Annotated in this window: 12 protein-coding genes; 6 read left to right on the plus strand and 6 right to left on the minus strand. The window is 69.6% G+C overall.

Features of this window, described 5'->3' with window-relative positions:
- The first annotated feature begins 689 nt into the window (after positions 1–689).
- Together AB0K36_RS07970 and AB0K36_RS07975 are read left to right on the plus strand one after the other, a co-directional pair.
- Positions 690–3,242, plus strand: coding sequence for a GmrSD restriction endonuclease domain-containing protein (locus AB0K36_RS07970; RefSeq protein ID WP_364589881.1), 2,553 nt, complete (start codon positions 690–692; stop codon positions 3,240–3,242).
- Between the two features lie 11 nt (positions 3,243–3,253).
- Positions 3,254–3,928, plus strand: coding sequence for an 8-oxoguanine DNA glycosylase OGG fold protein (locus AB0K36_RS07975; protein WP_364589884.1), 675 nt, complete (start codon positions 3,254–3,256; stop codon positions 3,926–3,928).
- A gap of 272 nt (positions 3,929–4,200) precedes the next feature.
- Here AB0K36_RS07975 and AB0K36_RS07980 read toward each other — a convergent pair whose 3' ends face one another.
- On the minus strand, positions 4,201–4,845 hold the full coding sequence (locus tag AB0K36_RS07980; protein ID WP_364589886.1) for a PASTA domain-containing protein: 645 nt from the start codon (positions 4,843–4,845) through the stop codon (positions 4,201–4,203).
- A gap of 521 nt (positions 4,846–5,366) precedes the next feature.
- Here AB0K36_RS07980 and AB0K36_RS07985 point away from each other — a divergent pair.
- Positions 5,367–6,449: a DNA polymerase III subunit beta family protein gene (locus AB0K36_RS07985; RefSeq protein ID WP_364589889.1), complete on the plus strand. Its 1,083-nt coding sequence runs from the start codon at positions 5,367–5,369 to the stop codon at positions 6,447–6,449.
- 78 nt (positions 6,450–6,527) lie between these two features.
- Here the strand turns inward: AB0K36_RS07985 and AB0K36_RS07990 are convergent, their stop codons facing one another.
- The gene (locus AB0K36_RS07990; RefSeq protein WP_364590233.1) at positions 6,528–7,091 is read right to left on the minus strand and encodes a TetR/AcrR family transcriptional regulator; all 564 of its coding nucleotides are present in this window, start codon (positions 7,089–7,091) and stop codon (positions 6,528–6,530) included.
- Between the two features lie 225 nt (positions 7,092–7,316).
- Here AB0K36_RS07990 and AB0K36_RS07995 point away from each other — a divergent pair, with 225 nt between their 5' ends.
- The gene (locus AB0K36_RS07995; RefSeq protein WP_364589892.1) at positions 7,317–7,988 is read left to right on the plus strand and encodes a molybdopterin-dependent oxidoreductase; all 672 of its coding nucleotides are present in this window, start codon (positions 7,317–7,319) and stop codon (positions 7,986–7,988) included.
- Positions 7,989–9,691: 1,703 nt separating this feature from the next.
- Positions 9,692–10,912: a hypothetical protein gene (locus tag AB0K36_RS08000; protein WP_364589895.1), complete on the plus strand. Its 1,221-nt coding sequence runs from the start codon at positions 9,692–9,694 to the stop codon at positions 10,910–10,912.
- A 740-nt stretch (positions 10,913–11,652) separates the two neighbouring features.
- On the opposite strand, the gene AB0K36_RS08005 is transcribed toward AB0K36_RS08000, so the two are convergent.
- Both AB0K36_RS08005 and AB0K36_RS08010 read right to left on the minus strand, forming a co-directional pair.
- The gene (locus tag AB0K36_RS08005; RefSeq protein ID WP_364589898.1) at positions 11,653–12,486 is read right to left on the minus strand and encodes an SMI1/KNR4 family protein; all 834 of its coding nucleotides are present in this window, start codon (positions 12,484–12,486) and stop codon (positions 11,653–11,655) included.
- Positions 12,487–12,512: 26 nt separating this feature from the next.
- Complete coding sequence (locus tag AB0K36_RS08010) at positions 12,513–12,845, minus strand: deoxyxylulose-5-phosphate synthase (RefSeq protein ID WP_364589901.1); 333 nt, start codon at positions 12,843–12,845, stop codon at positions 12,513–12,515.
- A gap of 565 nt (positions 12,846–13,410) precedes the next feature.
- Between AB0K36_RS08010 and AB0K36_RS08015 the strand changes: the two genes are divergently transcribed.
- Positions 13,411–15,405 (plus strand): N-6 DNA methylase, encoded by a 1,995-nt coding sequence (locus AB0K36_RS08015; protein WP_364589904.1) that lies wholly within the window; start codon positions 13,411–13,413, stop codon positions 15,403–15,405.
- 378 nt (positions 15,406–15,783) lie between these two features.
- Here the strand turns inward: AB0K36_RS08015 and AB0K36_RS08020 are convergent, their stop codons facing one another.
- A complete protein-coding gene (locus AB0K36_RS08020) occupies positions 15,784–17,364 on the minus strand; it encodes a right-handed parallel beta-helix repeat-containing protein (RefSeq protein ID WP_364589907.1) in 1,581 nt (526 codons plus the stop codon).
- 1,075 nt (positions 17,365–18,439) lie between these two features.
- Positions 18,440–19,321, minus strand: coding sequence for an alpha/beta fold hydrolase (locus tag AB0K36_RS08025; protein ID WP_364589910.1), 882 nt, complete (start codon positions 19,319–19,321; stop codon positions 18,440–18,442).
- Positions 19,322–19,454 lie beyond the last annotated feature (133 nt).

Raw genomic sequence — 19,454 nt, forward strand, 5'->3', positions numbered from 1 at the left:
TCACACGCCACTCCACTGCTCGTAGGGCCCGCCTGGTGGCCCGCCTTGTGAAATCCAGCCCCGGGTACCCGGGGCATGAGTGCGGTTGGCGCCACCATCACGCCCTCTCGCATGTGAACTCAGCACACACGGGGAGGGTATCAGGAGTCCCGCACCGCTCAACCGGTCACGTCGAACCTCGTCGACCCGTCAGCCGCACAGGTGCGCCTGCCTCCACCGCCGCCTTCCAGGCAGCCGCATCCGGCCTCGCCCCCGTGCCGCCAGTGGCGTTGGCGCCGACTCCGACCTTCTCGCCGACCCTGCAGCCATGGCCCCTCACTCCCCTGCGGGAGACAGCGCCACCATCACCCTCTACACAGCGAGGACCGCATCAGGTCTGCATTCGCGGTAGTTCACAGATTGGCCTCACCGGCCAGCGCGGCGCCTCGCGGCCGGTGCGCCTGCGGCCGGTGTGTCCATCACGGTGAGCGCGGCGCGAGGAGCGCCTTGCGGGGCGGCGATAGACGCCTTGCGCTCAGTTCACAGTACTGCGATGCCAATGACCCTAAAGGCGCCCTGAATCGGTCCGCCCCGTCCTAGGCTTTCATGTCGGACAGGTCACGACGGGGTCGGAGGGGCGCACACCACGGTGCCGCCCTGCTTCCGCCACCGACGGAGTCGGCGAGAACGCCGGCCGGGAAAGGAAGCGCATGCGCGCGCAGGAGATCACCTTCCTCAAACTCGTGCAAGGTGACAAGCAGTTCCAGGTTCCGCTGTACCAGCGGACCTACAGCTGGGGGCGCGAACAGTTGCAGCGCCTGTGGGAAGACGTGGGAGAGCTGGTCGACCAGCATCTCTCGGGAGACACCGCCGCACCGCACTTCCTCGGCTCTGTCGTCCTCGCACCGGGCCAGATCCAGGCCGGCGGCGTACAACGGTGGCTCGTCGTGGACGGGCAACAGCGTCTGACGACGCTGATGCTGGCCTTCACGGCACTGCGCGACCATCTCAAGGACCATGGGGAGACCCGTGCGGCGGACCGAGTACACCGGCAGATCCTGGTCAACGAGTTCCACGAGGGTCTCGACCACTACCGCCTGCTGCCTACGCAGGCGGACCGTGACGCGTACACCGCCTGCGTCACGTCCCGGCCCCAGGCCGGCGGCGGCGACAACGTCGGAGCGGCGTACCGGTTCTTCCGAGGCGCCCTGACCGAGGGGCACGAGGCAACCGCCGACCAGCGATGGGTCGGCGCGGTGGAGAACGCGCTCAAGGACCTGCTCTCCATCGTCGAGATCACGGCCGAGTCCGGCGACAACGTCTACCGGATCTTCGAGTCGATCAACAACACGGGCGTCGGCCTCAGTCAGAGCGACCTGCTGCGCAACTACGTCTTCATGCTCCTCCCCAGGCGGGGCGAGCGGATCTACCGGGAGCTCTGGCTGCCCATGCAGCAGAGCCTCGGCCCGAAGAACCTGGAACTCCTTGTCTGGCTGGACCTGGTGGTACGCGGACACCACAAGACCAAGCAGAGCGAGATCTACCGCGAACAGCAGAAGCGGCTCCAGCCGCTCGCCGGGGACGAGGATGCTCTGCAGCGCGAGATCGCCCAGCTCGCCGAGCGCGGGCAGCGGTTCCTACGGATCGTCGAACCACAACGCGAGACCTCCCTCCCGCTACGCACCGCGCTGGAACGCCTCATGGCATGGGGCGGCCAGGTCCACTACCCCCTCGCCCTGCACCTGTTGGATCTGGTCGACGCCGGTACGACCACACCGGACGACGCTGCGGAGGCGCTCCTGTTCGTGGAGTCCTACCTTGTCCGGCGACTCATCTGCCAGACGCCGACCGCAGGCATCAACCGCATCATGATGGAAGCCCCCAAGGAGCTGGAGACCGACCGCACGGCGGCGGAGGCCGTCCGGCGGTTCCTCTCGGGCAAGCGCCGGCGCTGGCCCGGTGACGAGGAGTTGCTCGCCGCGATCCGCAGCAAGCCCTTCTACTGGAGCGGCCGTCCGCCACAGCGCAGTTACATCCTGCGCCGCCTGGAGGAGAGTTACCGCCCGACCGAACCCGTCGACTTCGCCAAGGCCTCGCTCAGCGTGGAGCACGTCCTCCCCCAGCGCCCCGCCCAGGCATGGTTCGATCTGCTCGCCGACGAGGCAGAGGAAGGCCAGTCGCCACAGGAGTTGCACGACCTGCTCGTACACACGCTCGGCAACCTGACTCTGACCGGCGACAATTCGAAACTGTCCAACCATCCCTTCCAACGCAAGCAGCAGATTCTCGACTCCAGCGCACTGCGGATGAACCTGGAGATCGCCTCGTCCGAGCGCTGGGGCAAGGCCGAGATCATGGCTCGCGCCGACCGCCTCGCGGAGCGGGCCACCATCCTGTGGCCGGGGCCCGTGGGCGGCGTCAAGCCGGCCGCGGCCGAGGAGTGGGCCGGTTGGGCACAGCTGCGGGCCGCATTGGTCGCGATGCCGTCCGGCACCTGGACGACGTACGGAGACATCGCCGAGCTGATCGGCAGCCACCCGGTCCCGGTCGGCAGCTACCTCGGGTCCAACTCGTCGGTCATCGGCGCCCATCGGGTGCTGACTGCCGAGGGAAAGATCTCGGCGGCGTTCCGCTGGCCGGAGGGAAGCGACCGGCAGCCTCCCCGGGACTTGCTGGAGGGCGAGGGCGTGCGATTCGACCCGTCCGGCCGCGCGCACCGGACCCAGCGGCTCACAGCCGCCGAGCTGGCGACACTCCTCGGGAAGGACGTCCTGGAGGGAGCGGCCGAGGATCCCCTTCCCGACAACGAGAACACCGCTGCCGCCGAGCGGTTCCGGAACCAGTTGCAGGAACACTGTCCGGAGGCCGTCCCGGGGCTCTTGGCGGCTCTCGACTTCTGGCGCGCCCAAGGCGGTCATCTGCGCTACGGACAGCACGAGGAGACGAGCTGCTTCACGATGCTGGACGCCGGCACGACACACACGCCGAATCTGATGTGGCCGTTCGCCATCTACCCGATCAGTGGGACCGTCGAGGTCGTCTTCCAGTACCTGAAGCACCGGGCACCGTTCGACGACACCGAGCAGCGCCGGGAACTCCTGAGCCGCCTCAACAAGATCGACGGCATCGAACTCCCGGAGGCGAAGCTGGAACTGCGCCCGTCCTTCCCGGTCCGCGTCTTCGCCGGGCACAGCGACGCTGTCTGCGACGTTCTGGACTGGTTCGTCCACGCGGTGGCGCTGGATCTGGCGCGGCGGGGCTGAGGACGGTGCCGATGCGTCTCCTGCCGGCCGATGAGCCGATTCCCGGCCGCGACGACGTACTGGGCCAGGCGATCCCTTTCGACCGGGATCGCTGGCTGCCCCTTCTGCCGGGGACCGGCTGGTGGCCGGCAGAACTCGACGACTGCCCGCGAGTGGGTCGCCGGCCACATGTGGACCGTAGGACCGTCTTCGGCACAGCCCGCCGTGCCAACACCTCCGAAGGCCGTCGGCACCTCCTGGTCGCCGCGCTGGTCTGGGGCAGCGGGACCAGGGCACAGTCGGTGGCACGCCGGGCGCGTACCTTCACGGAGTCCTCGACACAGGACATCGAGTCGCGCCTCGAGGCCGGGCTGTGTCTGCTCCGAGAGCAGGGAGCCGTCGCCGCCTACTTCGCGTTCAACAACGACCAGAAGATCCGTCAGCTGGGGCCCGCGTTCTTCACCAAGGTGCTGTACTTCGCCGGTCACGAGCAGCACGTCGGTCCGTGGCGTCCGCTGATCCTGGACAGTGTCGTGGCACGCGCGTTGCGGGCCGCCGACCCCGGCACACGGTGGCGCGGTACGGGCTGGACGACCCCACGGTACGACCGGTACCTGTCCCTTGTTCACGACCACGCACGGGAGGCAGGGGTCCTGCCGGATCAGGTCGAGGCCGCACTGTTCAACTACGGCAAGCGGCTGACGTGACCGCCGGGCGCCGTTCCGGAGACCGGTCAGGGCGGGGCCCGGTCGGTGACGTCCATGTGTCGCTCCGCCCATGTCGCGATCCGACCATGCCGCCCCGTTCCGCCGCTGAGCTCAGGGCCGTTGAAGAGGCTCACCGCAGCGGTGGCACCGAGCTGCGCCTCGACCGTCGCAGTTGAATGATGTGTCGGACCCCCGCCGGATACAGCGCGGGCCCGGACTGAGCGGCTCAGTGGATCAGCTGATCAGCGACGAATGTCGGCCTCAGCCCTGCGTCAGCAGCTTTCACCGAACTTGACGGCCTTGATCGTCACCGGCCGCCCGTCGAGCTTCGCCCCGGCCGCCGGGTCGGTCGAGCAGACCTGCCAGTTCGACTCGACGAGCACCATCCGGTCCTGGCCGGACACATCCTTGACGGTGATGCTCGTGGAACTGTCGAGCGCCTGGCGGGCGACCTTGACCGCCTTGCCGACGAAGTCGGGCATGGTGGAGCCGGCCTTCTCGGGTGCGCCCTCGTCTCCACCCGCGGGGCACTCCTCCTCAAGCTTGACCGTGCCGAAGTCGATCTCCGACTCCGTCGAGTGTTCGCCGGGCGCCGGCGTCTGGGAGCAGACCTTCCAGCCACGATCGAGGACCTGGTTGCGCCCCCTGCCCAGCGCGTCGTGCGACGTGAGGAGGTAGAAGCCGGCGGCCTGCGCCTCGTCCTGGGCGCTCTGCAGCCCCTTGCCGACCATGTCCGGCAGCGTTGCCGGGGACGCGGCGGCAGAGGCTTCCTGGGTCGGCGTGGCGACAGTCGTCGCAGTCGCCTGCGGGGCGGAGGCGGTGGGCTTGGCGTCGGCGCCGGTCCCGGCCGTCGGGCCGCAAGCGGTGAGCGCGGCGAGAAGCAGCGGGACGGCGGCAGAGGTGCGGGAGATGTGCATGGTGACCCCAGGGACGTTACGGACGGACGAGAGCGGACCTCAGCGACAGCGGGAGGTAGCCCTCTCGCAACACCGATCGAGCGCACGACGGGCGCCCCGGCATGCTGCAGGGACGGGGTGCTCGACAGCGCCCACTCATCAAGTATGCAGTTCCTTGACTAAGTTCACAATTCATTCGATGAACCTGAGGTGCAGCCCTGTTCCATGCGTTTGTAGAGAACCTAGGCTCTGAGCCGGCTCAAGACCGAGAGCCGGGTGGGGAGATGGCAAGGAAGAAGGACACGCTGGAGCCCATGCGAGGCCCATGCCCCACCTCTTGGAGGACGCCTCCGTCCGGGAGAGCCCGGACGGATCGCTGCCCCTGCTGTGGATCGCGGAGATCAAGCACCTCACAAGACACTTCGCCGTCCGCTGAAAGCCTGTTGGCGCAGGCGAGCCAAGCCGCACCGGCCCCGTAAGAAGGGTCCAAGATTGACCCTCGACCTGGTCAAGGGCCCAGAGTTCCGGGCGTGGAGAACGACATGCACAGCATTGGCGAGACGGCCCGTGACAGTGGACTGAGCATCAGCACCCTGCGGTTCTACGACCGTGCCGGTGTACTGGTCCCGCACCGGGTGGATCCGGTGACCGGCTACCGCTGGTACGCCCCCGAGCAGCTCGAAGAGGCCCGGCTCCTGGCGCGGCTGCGCCGGACCGGCATGCCACTGCCTGACATCAGGCTGGTGCTGGCCGGCTGGTCCGGCGCGGACACCGACCTGGTGCGGAAGCTGCTCGAGGCGCATCTGCGCCGTCTCGAGCTGGGCCTTTCCGACGCCCGCAGAGAGTTCTCCACGCTCCGAACTCTCATCGAACGCAGGGAGACCCCCATGACTTCGCTCCGCACCGCCGCCGTCCGGTCCACCGTTCGCGCACCCGAACTGGCCGCCTCGCTGGACGCGGTCCGGTTCGCCGCAGGCGGCGACCCGGAACTGCCGATGCTCGACAGCGTCCTGTTCGACGTCGAGGGCGAGGCCATCAGCTTCGTCGCCACCGACCGCTATCGGATGGCGATCGCGCGGACGGACATCAAGGGACACGACGGCCCCCGTGTGCAGGTCATCGTCCCGACCCCGTTGGTCGACGCGATGCGGGTGCTGCTCACGGGCGAGGAACCCGTCCAGCTCACCATGGACGGTGACCGTGTGACGCTGGAGACCGGCGACCGGCAGGTGGCCGGCCGGTGCCTCGACCTCGAGTTCCCCGACTACCGTCGCCTCGTGCGCCTGCCCGCCGGACGCCGCGCCCTCGTCGACGTGGCCGCCTTCCGGCACGCTCTGGAGACCGGCCCCGTCCGCAAGGGCGAGGTACGGAAGCAGGACGGCGTGGCCTGCGACCTCAGCGTGCTCAGGGTGACGGCCGACGACGAGGTGACCGTATGCGAGGACGGTGACGACGACGAGAGCCAGGTCGCCGTGAACCGCGAGTTCCTGCTCGACGCGCTCGCCGCCGGTTCCGGGGACCGCCTCGTCCTCGAACTCGGCGCCCCTACGGCTCCCATCGTCATCCGCCGGCCCGACGACGAGGACACGTACTCGCTCCTGATGCCGGTCCGCCTGGACAACTGACGCAGTCGCACGCGCCGGGCGCGTCCTTGCCGAACGGACACGTCGACCGTGTCACGTGCGGCAAGGACCGCCCCTCGCTCACTTGCCGGGCGAGCGGTTGAGGAGGAGATCGCCGGCGCGGGCCTTGACCTGGTCGCGAGTGCGGCCGGGGTGGTCCGCGGCAAGGAAGTGACTGCCGATGGCCATGCAAAAAGCGAGCAGACTGCGGGCCTCGACCTCGTCGGGGTCGGGGCAGAAAGTGCTGATCGCGTCACGCAGCAATTGCATGCGCCGGTTGTCCACGCGGCGCAGGCGCTCGGCGACCGCCGGGTCGCGGCGTGCCCAGTCACGGACGGCCAGGTCGATGGGGAGCAGGCGGTCGCCGGAGAAGGTGAGCTGCCCGGCGAGCCGGACCTTGTCCAGCACGTCGCCGCCCTCGCGCTCGATCCGGTCGAAGACGTCGTCGACGCACTCCCGCTCCCAGGCGTCCAGCATCTCCGTCAGCAGCGCGCCACGGTCGGCGAAATAGCCGTAGAACCCGCCCTTGGTCACGCCGAGCGCCTTGGCCAGCACCTCGACGCGCACAGCATCCACACCACCCGCGGCCAGCGCCCGCAGCCCCTCTTCGATCCACCGCTCGCGCGGTGTGCGCAGCGCGCCCATCCTGTGCCTCACCTCACTCCCCCGCCGCGTTGTGCGGGTCCGTACAACGGAATAGTCTCGGGATGTACGCCACCGTACAACGCGCCAGGGGGGCGACGCGATGGATCGGTCGCACCGCTCTCCACCGCCGGGTCCCAAGCACCACAAGGAATTTGCGAAGGCTGCCGCACCAGGTCGTCGACGCAAGGCCTGTCCGGTTCACTTCACGCGCAACGGAGCAGCGACATGACGCTTCCCCCCGGCCAACGTGCCGTCGACGGTTTCCCTCGGTTCGGCACGCACCTGCATCGCCCGGCTCCCCCTGTGCCCGCCGACCCGGTGATCGAGCTCCGCGGGGCGCTCGCCGAGGCCGTCACCCTGTCCGTGACCGACATCGCGGAAATGCCACGGCAAGAGGTCCGGGCCGACTTCCACTGTGTCGCCGGGTGGTCGGCCACCGACCTGCTGTGGGAAGGGGTCCCGTTCAAGACCCTCTACCGGACCCGGGTGGAGCCGCTGCTCAGGGCGGACGCGCCGGTCAGCCACGTCTACTTCGAGGGTCTCGACGGCTACCGGTCGGTCGTGCTCCTCGAGGACGCCTTGGCCGACGACGTACTCATCGCCGACCGTCTCGACGGGCAGCCGCTCGACAGCGACCATGGCGCCCCGGTGCGGCTGGTCAGCCCCGGCCAGTACGGCTACGTCAACATCAAGCACCTCTGCCGCATCGAGTTCCACACATCCGAGCCCCCGGTCACCGACCGGTGGTCGCCCCTCGCGGGTCACGGCAGGGCGCGGGTCTGGAAGGAGGAACGCCACCGCTATCTTCCCGGCCGCGTGGTGCGGCCGGTCTACCGGACGCTGATCGGGCCGATTCGTGCACTGAGCGCCCGCGGCAGTGGCCCAACACCGCGGTGACCGCGGTCGCTCCGCTCCGACCGGTCGACCAGGTGCCCGCCTCCCCGCGCCGTCGGCACCAGGAGGTTCACCGGCCGACGCGAACCGCGCTCCGGTCGACTTCGCTGCATGACGGGGCGCACAGCACCGCTCATCCCCCAGTGCGTTCGTTCACCGCTGCGGCTTGCGGAAGGAGACGGGCAGGCAGCGGACGCGGCGGGGTGGCGTAGGCGGCGTGGGCGCGTCGCTGCTCCTTCTTCCACACCATCAGCAGGGCCACGTCGGTCTGTGGTACGGCCAGGCCGGCAGCCGTGAGAAGCGCCCGGAAGAAGGATGGGGCCCACCGTCCCATCGGTGACGAGCGCGGAGAGCATGGCCACATCTGTGGTGACCCTTCTGTCGACCAGGCCGAGCAGGTGGCGGGCGTTGGTGGCCCCCGAGGCACCGGTGTCCAGGTTTTCCGTCATCACCGTGCCGCCCGCTGCCGCCACGCCGCTGAGCCGCCTTCTCAGCCGGGCGACGGCGTCGTCCGGCGAGGCGGTCCCCCGTCACTCGGTAGGCGATTTCGCACCAGCCGCGTCGACGGACTGCTGCGCCCGCTCGGCCTTGGCCTTGGCCTTCAACTTCGCCGCCTGCCTTCCCGGTCGCGTTCGGCCTGTCGGACGGCCTCCTGTGCCGCCTCCAGCGCTTGCTCGACCGGCCGGACGTAGGACGCGGCCGTCCGACGGGTGATGGCGGCTCCCCGCCACTTGGGGGGCACCGCACCGTCGTGGACCGCGAGCCAGTCCTGGGGTGGGACGAGGCCTTGCGGGCCTTCTTCCGCGCTGCCTTACCCAGAGTCGGCAGCAGGCCTTCCAGCGCCGCCACCGGCGAACGCCGTTGTCGCACCGTCGAGGTGTCGGGCGCCGTGCGACCCACTGGGCGTCGCTGCGGCATCTGCTCTCGGGCGCTGGAGCTGGGTCAGGCCTAGCGACCTGGGCGGTGCCGCCTTCCCGTTCGCTGTCGTCGGCCGGTTCCTCACCGGCTGCGCCGGCAGGAGGGACAGCCGTGGCGGCATGGCGCGCGACGGGACGCCGTACGCGGCGAAGGCCCGGTCGGTCTCGACGACGGCCCATCGCCTGATGTGGACGGACGAGGACGCGTGCGGCACACCGAGTCCGGACAGCACGCGCGGCAGATAGGCCAGGGGCCGCTGCCCGCTGTCCCGGATGAGCGCGGACAGAACCGGCACGTGTTCCCGCAGCGGGGTGTCGACGGCGACCAGCACGGTGTTCTGTATCGGTGACAGACCGGTGCGGTCCGATGGTGGGCGAAGTGGCGAACCTTTGGTCGTGTAGCGCTGGTCACTCAGCTCGCCATATGGCCGCCGAGTTGCAGGCCGCACCCGTAGGTGTAGTTGGGGTGGCCTTCCGCCACCGTCCAGTTCCCAAGCCTCCATCGGCAGGATGACCGGATGGTCCGAGTTCTTGTGACCGATCACGGCTGTCTGCACGAGACGGTGGTCGAGCATGGAACCTCGCAGGAGGAGACCGGGAACGAGTTCCGAGCGGGCAATGGGGAACGCCGACTTGCGCCAACGTGCTGTTCATGCACTAAGTTCACTGCCGCCGCGGCGCGGGGAGGCGGCGGCCGGACAGGTGCCGACGGCCTCCGACGATGGAGGCTCTTGCGCCGCTCACCCCAACTACCGTCAGCTGGTGCGAAGTCACTACAGGGAGCGGACGATGGACAACAAGGTTCAGCTGATCAGTGACGGCGATGGACTTACGGTGATCGGGGACCCGACGGATGTCGAGCACTTCCTCGCCTCAGAAGGGCTGTTGTCGTTGTCGAAGGACCTCGTAGGGCCGCGGCTCGCAGCTCTCCTCCGTATCGGGGCTGTCGTCGCACGGGCGGGTTCCGAGATCGCCGCCCACTCAGGTCGCTGGTTGAAGCTGACCGAGGAGTCCGCGCATCTGTACAAGAAGTACGGGCTGATGGAAAGCAAGTTGCCAGGCATCAGCCATGCCATGGTGGGGAAACCGGGCGCAATCAAGTCATGGCTCCAGGTCGCGGAAGGGCCCGGCTCGCTCCTGGCCAACCCGGCGATTCTTTCCGGTGCCGCGGGGATCATGGCGCAGCTCGCGCTGCAGCATGAGATGAGCGAGATCAAGAGCCATCTCGCAGCGATCGGCAAGAAGGTCGACGACGTGATCCGCGCCCAGAAGGACGCCGAGTTGGGAAGGATGGTCGGAGCGGGCATCGACATCGAGTCCGCCATGACCGTACTGGAAGGGATCGGTCGGGTCGACGACGATACGTGGTCGACCGTGCAGGGCAGGACCCACACGATCACGGACGCCCTGGGGTGGGTGCTGCGTCGACTCGACGCACTCGCGGAGAGGATGGAGGGCCCCACCAAGATCGGCGAGCTCGCCAAGACAGCCAAGGAAATGGATTCCGAGGTCCGGGAGTCGCTCATCGTCCTGGCTCGTTGCTTCGAACTGCAAGGCGCGCTCGACGTGCTCCGACTGGAACGGGCGCTGGACAAGTCGCCGGACGAGCTGGAAGGGCTTCGGCACGTGCTGGCTGTTGACCGGCAGAGGCGTCGGGAACGCATCTCACAGAAGATCGAGGACCTGATGGCACGCATGCATGCGGCTGCCGGCAAGGCCAACTCGAATGTGCTGCTGCACTTGCCCGCGCACCGGGCCGTGGTGGGCTCGATCAACCGTGTCGGCATCGCCGTCGAGGAGTTCCACGAGCTGCTCGGAATCGAGTCCGGTCGGCATTCATTGGAGGCGACACGATGGTGGGACGCGGCCCGTGACCCGGGGCAATTGAAGAACGCGGCCGTAGAGGCGGGGCGCAAAGCTGCTGCGGGCGTGGTGGTCGTGGGCGCCGCGGCGGCGCTCTGGGCGAACCGGTCCGCGCTTACCGGTGAAGAGCGCGGCGAAGAGGAGTGAGCGAGCGTCGGCCCGTCAGCGGTATGGGCTCGCCTGTCGGACTGGACAAGAGAGCCTCTCCCACTGGGCATGCCTCGACGGGCTCGACCCAGCTCGGCGATCGCCGCACGTCCCTGGCAGCACCCTCGTCGCGGCCAGGGGCCCGGTACGATACCGAGCCCTGACGGTCAGCCACTCAAGAGCCGGATGAACCGTCCCCGTATTCCGTGCTCACTCCCTGGGGACCTGGACGCTGACGTACCAGCGAACGGACTCGTCCGTCGACACGGTGAAGTGCAGCTTTCGCGCCGAAGCCAGATTGAGCTGGTTCGCATTCCTCTCCACATCTACCCCGAGCACCCCACCGAGAATTCCCCGATGGTTTCCAGGGAAAGGTAGAGCTGAACCGATTTCGAGACCGAGATACAGTTCACCTTGACCCAGGATTCACCCTTCGACAGTTCGATCGTGCCGAATTGCCGGACGCCACGTCGAGGCCCTTCGGAAAGAATCTCCCTGAATCCGGGGTCCACCTCGGGTGCGGCCAGCGGCCCCTGCGACGGCGGCACGACGCCGGACGCGGAACTGTCCGGGACGTTCCGCGTCCGGACTGTCCTCGCCGTCACATCCGGCGGTCAGACCCGCTCTGAGCTTTCGCGTAACGGGCAATACCGTCCGGCATCTCGCTCGTTCTCACCGTGCGGTCCCATGCGGGCGACGGCTCGGCGCACGTACGTTTCGGCCGACGTGACGTGATGTGCCTACGCGTCCTCGTCGACGGAGGTGCTCCAGGCCGACAGCGGCTCGCCGTCCGAGGCGCTGATCCGGAGCACCTCGCAGCCCATGCGCCGGACGGCGACGAAGAGGCGTTCCCGGGCAGCCGCACTGTCCTCTGGCGGGAACGAGATGCGGATCTGGTGCGGACGTGACATGTCGTACGTGAGCAGCCAGTCGGTGTCGGCGGTCGCGAAGTGGTCCTGGCCCATGTCGGCGTCGCCGGAGCGCCAACTGCCCCTGTCCACGGTCGGGGCCAGAGCTTCCCGCAGGATCGACAAGCGCCGTTCGTACGTCAAAGGCCCCTCGGAGAGCCAGAGGCAGCGATGGGTGCGGGGCCGGAAAGCGTTGAACCACGGAGCCAGGTCCGGCTCCATGTCCACGAGCAGCCGGGAGCCGAGACGTGCCCCGGCCCAGGCCTCGACGAACGCGGCCGCGCCCATGGGGTGGGTCTCGTACCAGCCGTCGCGGCTCCACACCACGACAGGCCAACTCTCGGGCGCCCCGTCCGTGTGCCAGCAGAGCCGGTCGGCGTCGATGGTGGTGCCCCAGACCAGCAGCCCGCCGTGAGCCGGGTGGAGCGGATACGGGTAGCGCTCCCGGTCCCTCTCGGGTGTGCCCGACGGGCTGCAGCGCTGCCAGTCGAGGCCGTTGTGCTCGCGCGCGCCAAAGGGTGTGCGGAGGTTGAGGTAATCGCAGAACTCGCCCCAGCCGTACGTCTCGGCAAGGCACTTGTAGTCGGCGGGCAGCGGCACGCCGAGCGCGTTCTCGGCGGCGATCCAGCTTCCGTGGGCGTCGATGGGGACTGACGGCGGTGTCACGAGCCGCCGGAGGGCGGAGTTGTCCGTCACGGCACGTCGGGGCGTGCGAGAGCGGTGGCGATCGGCTCGCCGGTGCGCTCGGCGTACGTCATCCGCTCGCGTACCTCGCGCAAGGTGCGCGGGCGGTAGCCGGGCCCGCAGCAGCAGCCCATATGGAAGCGGACGCCCGCGTGCAGGAGGACGGACAGCGTCCGCCAGGCCGCGGTGTCCCTGCGACGGGGCGCCGCGAACGCGGAGCCCACCTGGATCAGCGGCTCCGCGCACCGGGGGCAGATCCGCTGCGGCCTGTCCCGGTCGTAGGGCTGCTTGTACGAGGCCCGGCAGGGCAGGCAGACGTACGAGGTCTTCGCGTGGGACATGCGGCAAGGGTAGGCGGGGGGCGTTCAGGACTCGACCGGGTTTCGGCGCGCCGAGGCTCGCGGTGGTGGTCCGAGTGTCCGTTGGGGGGCGCGCGCATGCCCCGTCGTGCCGCCGCTATGGGGGTGCGATGCGGGGGTGCGTGGCGCACAATCCTTGACGCTGCGCCTCGGCAGCACCCGACGCGGTGCCAGCAGCTCGCGAGTCCCGATGGCCGAACGGCGCGGTGACACGGCCCGGCTCGGTGAGGTGGCGGGAGCGAGGAGAGTCGGCTGATCGGTCGCGAACGGCGGAGTGCCGGTGAGCATGTGGTGCGGGAGGCAGCCACCGCGTAGAGGTCGCTGCGGCCGTCGAGCCGGTCACTGTCGGAGAGCAGCCCCGGGGAGGCGCACAGAAGCAGCACCATCGCGGGCGCGAAAGTCTGCATATTACCCATCCTCCACACCATTCACACAGTCACAGCACAACCGGATCTGTGAACAAAGTCAATGAGCGTAGTAGCCTGCAAGGTACTGCGGTTGCTGGGACGCCGACCAGCCCGGCCGCCAAGGACACCGGAGACCTTCGATGCGCACATCAAGCAAACCCGCCACCGTACCCGTCAGCCTCGCCGAGATCGCCCGGATCGCCGGTGTGGGACGCGCTGCGGTCAGCAACTGGCGCCGCCGTCATGACTCCTTCCCCTCCCGCATCGGCGGCACGGACGTCAGTCCGCTCTTCTCACTTTCCGAAGTCGAACAGTGGCTGCGCGACAACGGCAAGCTGACGGACGCCGGTGGCCGGGATCTGCTGTGGCCACGGTTCGAGGCACTCGGCAGCAGGGACGATTCCGGACTGGCGATCGCCGAAGCTGCCCGCCGGATGCGCGCCCCGCGTACTCGGACCACCGCTACCGAGCTTCCCGAAGCTGCGAAGGAACTCGTCGGCGAGGCGGCCCGGTTGGGGCGGAGCGAGGGGCAGCGGGAGACCTTCGAGTTTCTGCTCCAGCGGTGGCTGGACACGCACGTACGCCAGTTGAGCACCACCCCTCCTCCGCTCGCCTCACTGATGGCCCGCATCGCGCTCGACACCCGGCTCGACGGCGGTGGAGACGGGCTGACCGTCTTCGACCCTGCCTGCGGCACGGGACACCTGTCCGCGGCCGCGGCGCAGGAGTACACCGGCGCGGGACTGGAACTGCTGGGGTGCGAACGCGATCCCGCCCTCGCCGCGCTGGCGTCAGCGCGGCTGGGGTTCGTGACCGAAGGGCGCGAGGTGCGCACCGAGATCACGACGGCGGACGCGCTGCGCGAGGATCCGTTCGCCGGGCTGCGGGCCGACATCGCCCTGTGCAATCCACCGTTCAACGAGCGTGACTGGGGCTACGAGGAACTGGCCACGGACCAGCGCTGGGCCCACGGCCTGCCACCGCGCACCGAACCCGAGCTGGCCTGGGTGCAGCACCTGCTGGCCCATCTACGGCCGGGCGGGACGGCAGTCGTCCTCCTTCCGCCGGCCGTCGCCTCCCGCAAGGCGGGCCGACGCATCCGGGGGTCGCTGCTGCGGACCGGACTGCTGCGAGCGGTGGTGGCCCTGCCGCCGGGGTGCGCCCAGCCGCACAGCGTGTCCCTTCAGATGTGGGTACTGCGGGCCGCACCGGACGGTTCCGTGCAAGCTCCACCCGCCCAGGACGCACTCCTCGTCGACGCGACCCGGTTCAGCAGGCCGGGTGCACGCGAACCGGGGCCGGACTGGGAGGCGCTGTCCTCGTACGTCCTTTCCGCTGTGGCCGAACTCGACAAGCCCGCCGGCACGCTTCCCCAGGGCGCTGTCCGGGTCTCTCTGCTCGACCTGCTGGACGACGAGGTCGACGTGACTCCCGGCCGCTGGACGACGGCCGGCGCCGGGACGAGCGGCGTGGAGCTGGCGGCGTCCTGGGACGAATTGTCCGGCGCCCTCGCGGAACTCACCGGCTTGACGCAACTGTTGGCCAAGCTGCACCTGGGCGACGCCGAGCCGCGGACCACCACTACTGTGGGCGATTTGGTCAAGGCCGGGGCGCTGACCCTCGCCACCGGCCAGCAGCCTTCGGAGACCGGGCTCTCGTCCGGCGCTGCCGTGCCGCTGCTCACCGTGCCCGACCTGATGATGGACGGGGCCCCGAGTTCCTCGGTGGCAACAGGCACCGCGCACACCGTGGCCGAGGACGGCGACGTGGTGGTGGCCGGCGTCGTCCGCGCGTTTCACGCGTGGGTGCACGAGGGCGGGCCGCTGGCGCTCGGTCCCCAGCTGTACGTCCTGCGCGTGGACCCGGTGAAGCTGGACGCCCATTTCCTGGCCGGATGCCTCCGCGCCCCGGCCAACGGCCGCCAGGCCGGGACCCATGCCTCGAGCTCGTCCCGGATCGACATCCGGCGACTCCAGGTGCTCCAACTGCCGCTGGAGGAGCAGGCCGCGTATGCGGAAACCTTCCGCCGCCTCACGGCTTTCCAGGAGTTGCTGAGACAGGCGGGGACTCTGGGCCAGGGACTGGTGGGTGACGTGAGCGACCGGCTGGCGGCGGGAGCCCTGACGGGTTCCTGAGTACACGCAGGTGAGCGGCATCCTGACCCGGTCGTGCTGCCGATTTGGTGACGCCGTGCCAACCCTTGGGCGGCGGGGCCGCGGACTCCGGGGCGTCCAGGGGCCCCGGTGTGCCGTCCGGCGGCGCGACACCTGCCGTCACGCGTGCCTCCTGTTCGCCCGGTTCCCCCGGCCAGGACCACGTGGGGGACCACTGCGCGGTGTCGGTCGCGCTCTTCGCGCCGCCGGCGGCCGTCCCACAGTCGTGGGCCACCGCCCTGGCACTGCGCGACGACGCCTTCCCTTCGTGCGCGACGGCCCGTCCGATGGAACCGGACGGGCCGGACTGCGACGGCGGGAGTGACCGGGGTCGACGACGCCCTGCGTGACGGGTGGCGGCTACGGCGTGGCCGACCGGCCTCCGAAGGTGACGTTCAGGCGGCCGTCAGCCCCGTACGACCAGTTCAGCGCTCCCGCGTAGGAGGCGCAGCGGGACCCGTTGGAGCCGGACCAGAACTGGTTCGAGCCGTCGGCGTTGCCCACGGTCTTGTCGTTGGAGCCGTCGCCGCTGCGGCACGAGACGTTGTTCCGGAACACCGAAGTGCCCGCATCGAAGGAGAAGTTGCGCTGGGCGTTGTCGATGCTGATGTTGTCCGACACCGTCATCGTGCCCGGGTTCCTGTTGTAGGTGAACCCGTGCTTGCCGTTGTCGTAGGCGATGTTGCGCCGGATGACGTGGTCGACCTCGATGTCCTCGCCGCCGAGCTTGTAGCCGTTGCGGTCCCCGCTCGAGTTCTGCGTGCCGTCGGAGAGGGTGCCGTTCTCGTAGGCGAGGGAGTCCTCGACGGTCACGGCGCCGATGGGTCCGGTGTCGGACTTGGTGTAGAGGTCCCAGCCGTCGTCGATGTTGTTGTGGGCCACGGCGTAGCGGAAGACGTTCCCGGGTCCGGAGGTGAGCTTCGCGGCGAAGCCGTCGGCGTCCTCGCCGTCGGAGTCGGCGTTGTCGTGCGACTCGGCGCTCAGGACGAGGTTGTTGGACGGCCACTGGTCGCGCGGGGTGCTGGAGAGCATGCGCGACAGCTGAAGCCCGGTGTCGCGGTTGAAGCGTGTCACCGTGCGCTCGAAGATGTTGTTGCTGCCGCCGACGAAGATCCCGTTGTCACCGGCGCGCTCGACGACGATGCCCTTGACGTGCCAGTACGACCCGTTCACGGCGAGCCCGCGGTTCGCCGGGTCCTCGCTCTGGGCCGAGAAGTTCAGTACGGGGGTCTCCCCCGGGTACGCGGCCAGTTCCGTGCGGTCGCCCGCGCTGCCGTTGTTGCCCTGGGGGATGGTGACCGTCTGCGAGTGGCGGTAGGTCCCGCCGCGCAGGTAGATCGTCCCGCCGGGGGTGATCCGGCTGATCGCCGAGGTGAGCGTCGTCGGGTCCGACTGTGTGCCGGAGGCGCTGTCGCTGCCGTTCGGCGCCACGTACAGCGCCGAGCCCGACGGCGGCGGCGTGGTGGTGTCGCCGCTCGTCTCGACGTCGAGGTAGTCGATGTTGGGCAGGCCTGCGGACGTGGTCGGGCTGAGCCGGATCGTGTTGCTGCCCGCCCGTACCGGCACCGTGAGCGTCTTCGTCTCCCATGTGCCCCACGCGCCGGTGCCCTCGAACGACGCCGATGCGGCCGTGGAGCCGTTCACCGTGACGGTGGCGGGCCGCGCGGTGCCGCTTCCGTTGGCGAAGCGCACGCCCAGGGTCGCCGTGCCGGCGGAGGGGGCGTTCACGGTGAACTGCGCGTACGCGCCGGTCTGGTTGGTGCCGTTGCAGAATCCGCTGCCGGAGTAGCCGGACCAGTCGGAGTCGATGGTGCCGGTACAGATCGCGGCGGAGTTCTCGGCCTCGTAGCGGATCGACGCGGCCTGTGCCGGGTTGCCGGACAGCGCGACGAGCGCGCCGGCGAGCAGGCCGGCGCACGCGAGGGCGGGTCGTAATTGCATCGTTCGTCTCCAGGTTGGTCGGCTCGTGCGACACGGGGTCGATGAAGAGGGGGGTCGAGCAACTGCGCGGGGCTGACGTCCGATCGGTCCGAGCGCAATAATGAGAGGCTCGAAGTTCAACTGCATGAACGGCGCGGCGAGTTCAAGGGCCGCAACATCCGAGGGTAAGCGCTTTCTCCGGAACCTAGGCGTCTGCCGCGCGAGCGTCAATAGACATGTACTTGATTGTTCGTCATACACATGAACTTTGACCGTTGCCGGTTCGCTGAGACCTGGGGCGGAGGATGTACGCCGCAAGCGGGAGCTTCAACTGACCCTGTGGAGCGACGTGTTCGTCACGGTCCGGCACCTGGCGTGCGGTGCATGAACAGACACCGTCGGCGCCATCAACCCCACGTACGCCGGGGTCGAACTGCCGCGCCCAGCGGGCCCGTACGCCGTCGGGACGCAGACGTCGCCTCTGACGGACCACCGGCGGCGTGCGGGCCGGCGTGAACCTGGACGGCGACTTCTTCGCCCCCCTGCCCGCTACGGGCATGGGTGGACGGCCGTTCATGATGATGGGCGCCCAGGCCACGCACAGCCCCGCCGATGAGCGGAGCGACTGGCCGGACGCGTGGGCGCGTCGGGACGGCTGGAAGCGCCGGCTGACGGTGGCGGGCTCCGAGCACTTCTCGTTCACGGATCTGCCGGTGCCGGCCGGCCAGTTGGGCCTCACCGATCCTGCGGCGCCGCTCTCGGGGCAGCGCGCGTGGCAGCTGACGCGTGACTACACGGCCGGCTTCTTCGACCTGCATCTGCGCGGCCTCGCACAGCCACTGCTCGACGGTCCTGCGGCCGGACGTCCGGACGTCCGGACGTCACGTTCCAGCGCCGTGAGCGGCGGGGCGCGGGTGGGGGTGCCGGGCGGGCAGCGTGGGTGCGCGGGGCGCGAGCGGGCAGCACCGGTGGGCAGGTGCCGGGCGGACAGCGCGGGTGGGCGGGGCGGGCGGGCAGCGCCTGCATCGGATCGTCGTCCGCCACGACCGCTCAACCGTCCCGCGCCCGCCCAGGCCCTGGCCCCGGCCTCAACCCCTCAGCGCTCCGCCTGCAGCACCTCGCGGAGAGCCTCGGCGAACTCGGCGGGTGCACCGTGCTGGCCGTACTCGCCGCCCATGAAGCCGCCGTGGTCGCTGGGGAAGATCGCCGGCTCCGTTCCCAGGCCGGCGGCGACCTCCACCGCGGCGCGGGCGCAGAACTCGCCCTCTGACTCCTTGCCCGCCGCGACGACGATGCGTGTGGAGGCGGCGCGCAGCGCGCCGAAGTCGGGGCGGTAGCCGGTGCAGCCGCGCATGTTCTGGCCCAGCAGCGGGTCGTCGCGCGAGCCGTCGTCCTCGGTCGGCAGGCCGAAGGCGGCGGGGTCGGGGGCCGGCTCGTCGGCCCAGTCGTCCGGGAAGGGCCCCTTGCGGCCGGCCATCGCGATGAACTTCGCCATCGCGGGACCCAGTCCGTCACGCATGTACGTCGCATGGATGTCCGCGCAGACCGCCAGCGCCGCCTCGCTGTCCGGCAGGACCGGTGCCGCCGGCGGCTCGTGCGCGACGAGTGTGCCCACCAGTTCCGGGTGCCGCGACACCAGGGCGAGCGCGTTGACGGCACCACCGCTGCTCGCGAACATGTCGACCGCCCCGGCATCGAGCGCCTCGATCACCCGCCGCAAATCGTCCGCGTGCTCTTCGGGCACGATCTCCGCCGCCCCGTCCTTGCGGATGCTGCGGCCGGCTCCGCGCGGGTCGTACGTGACGACCGTCCGGTCGGTGAAGTGCGAAGCCAGCGTGACGAAACCGCTCGCGTCCATCGGTGAACCGACCAGGAACAGGACGGGGTCACCTCCCCCTGCGTCGGCCCGGCCTCGCCGGACGTCGTACCAGATCGTCGCGCCGGGGGTCTCCAGCGTGCGGGTCTCGATCTCGACCATCGTCGTCTCCTCATGTCTGTGCCGTCACAAGAGCAGACCGGTGGCCCGGCCGGAAGTCATCGCTCCCCGCGCATCAATTCGGTGGAAGGCGAAAGCGCCCAGGGCCGGCTCCGTTCTCGATCACCGGTCCGGC

The sequence above is a fragment of the Streptomyces kurssanovii genome (assembly GCF_040677245.1).
In the GTDB taxonomy this organism is placed as follows: domain Bacteria; phylum Actinomycetota; class Actinomycetes; order Streptomycetales; family Streptomycetaceae; genus Streptomyces; species Streptomyces kurssanovii.

What these genes read in the sequence shown, in the direction of transcription:
- AB0K36_RS07970 (WP_364589881.1), top strand. Translation starts at nt 690, where the DNA reads ATGCGCGCGCAGGAGATCACCTTCCTCAAACTCGTGCAAGGTGACAAG.
- AB0K36_RS07975 (WP_364589884.1), top strand. Translation starts at nt 3,254, where the DNA reads ATGCGTCTCCTGCCGGCCGATGAGCCGATTCCCGGCCGCGACGACGTA.
- AB0K36_RS07980 (WP_364589886.1), bottom strand. Translation starts at nt 4,845, where the DNA reads ATGCACATCTCCCGCACCTCTGCCGCCGTCCCGCTGCTTCTCGCCGCG.
- AB0K36_RS07985 (WP_364589889.1), top strand. Translation starts at nt 5,367, where the DNA reads ATGCACAGCATTGGCGAGACGGCCCGTGACAGTGGACTGAGCATCAGC.
- AB0K36_RS07990 (WP_364590233.1), bottom strand. Translation starts at nt 7,091, where the DNA reads ATGGGCGCGCTGCGCACACCGCGCGAGCGGTGGATCGAAGAGGGGCTG.
- AB0K36_RS07995 (WP_364589892.1), top strand. Translation starts at nt 7,317, where the DNA reads ATGACGCTTCCCCCCGGCCAACGTGCCGTCGACGGTTTCCCTCGGTTC.
- AB0K36_RS08000 (WP_364589895.1), top strand. Translation starts at nt 9,692, where the DNA reads ATGGACAACAAGGTTCAGCTGATCAGTGACGGCGATGGACTTACGGTG.
- AB0K36_RS08010 (WP_364589901.1), bottom strand. Translation starts at nt 12,845, where the DNA reads ATGTCCCACGCGAAGACCTCGTACGTCTGCCTGCCCTGCCGGGCCTCG.
- AB0K36_RS08015 (WP_364589904.1), top strand. Translation starts at nt 13,411, where the DNA reads ATGCGCACATCAAGCAAACCCGCCACCGTACCCGTCAGCCTCGCCGAG.
- AB0K36_RS08020 (WP_364589907.1), bottom strand. Translation starts at nt 17,364, where the DNA reads ATGCAATTACGACCCGCCCTCGCGTGCGCCGGCCTGCTCGCCGGCGCG.
- AB0K36_RS08025 (WP_364589910.1), bottom strand. Translation starts at nt 19,321, where the DNA reads ATGGTCGAGATCGAGACCCGCACGCTGGAGACCCCCGGCGCGACGATC.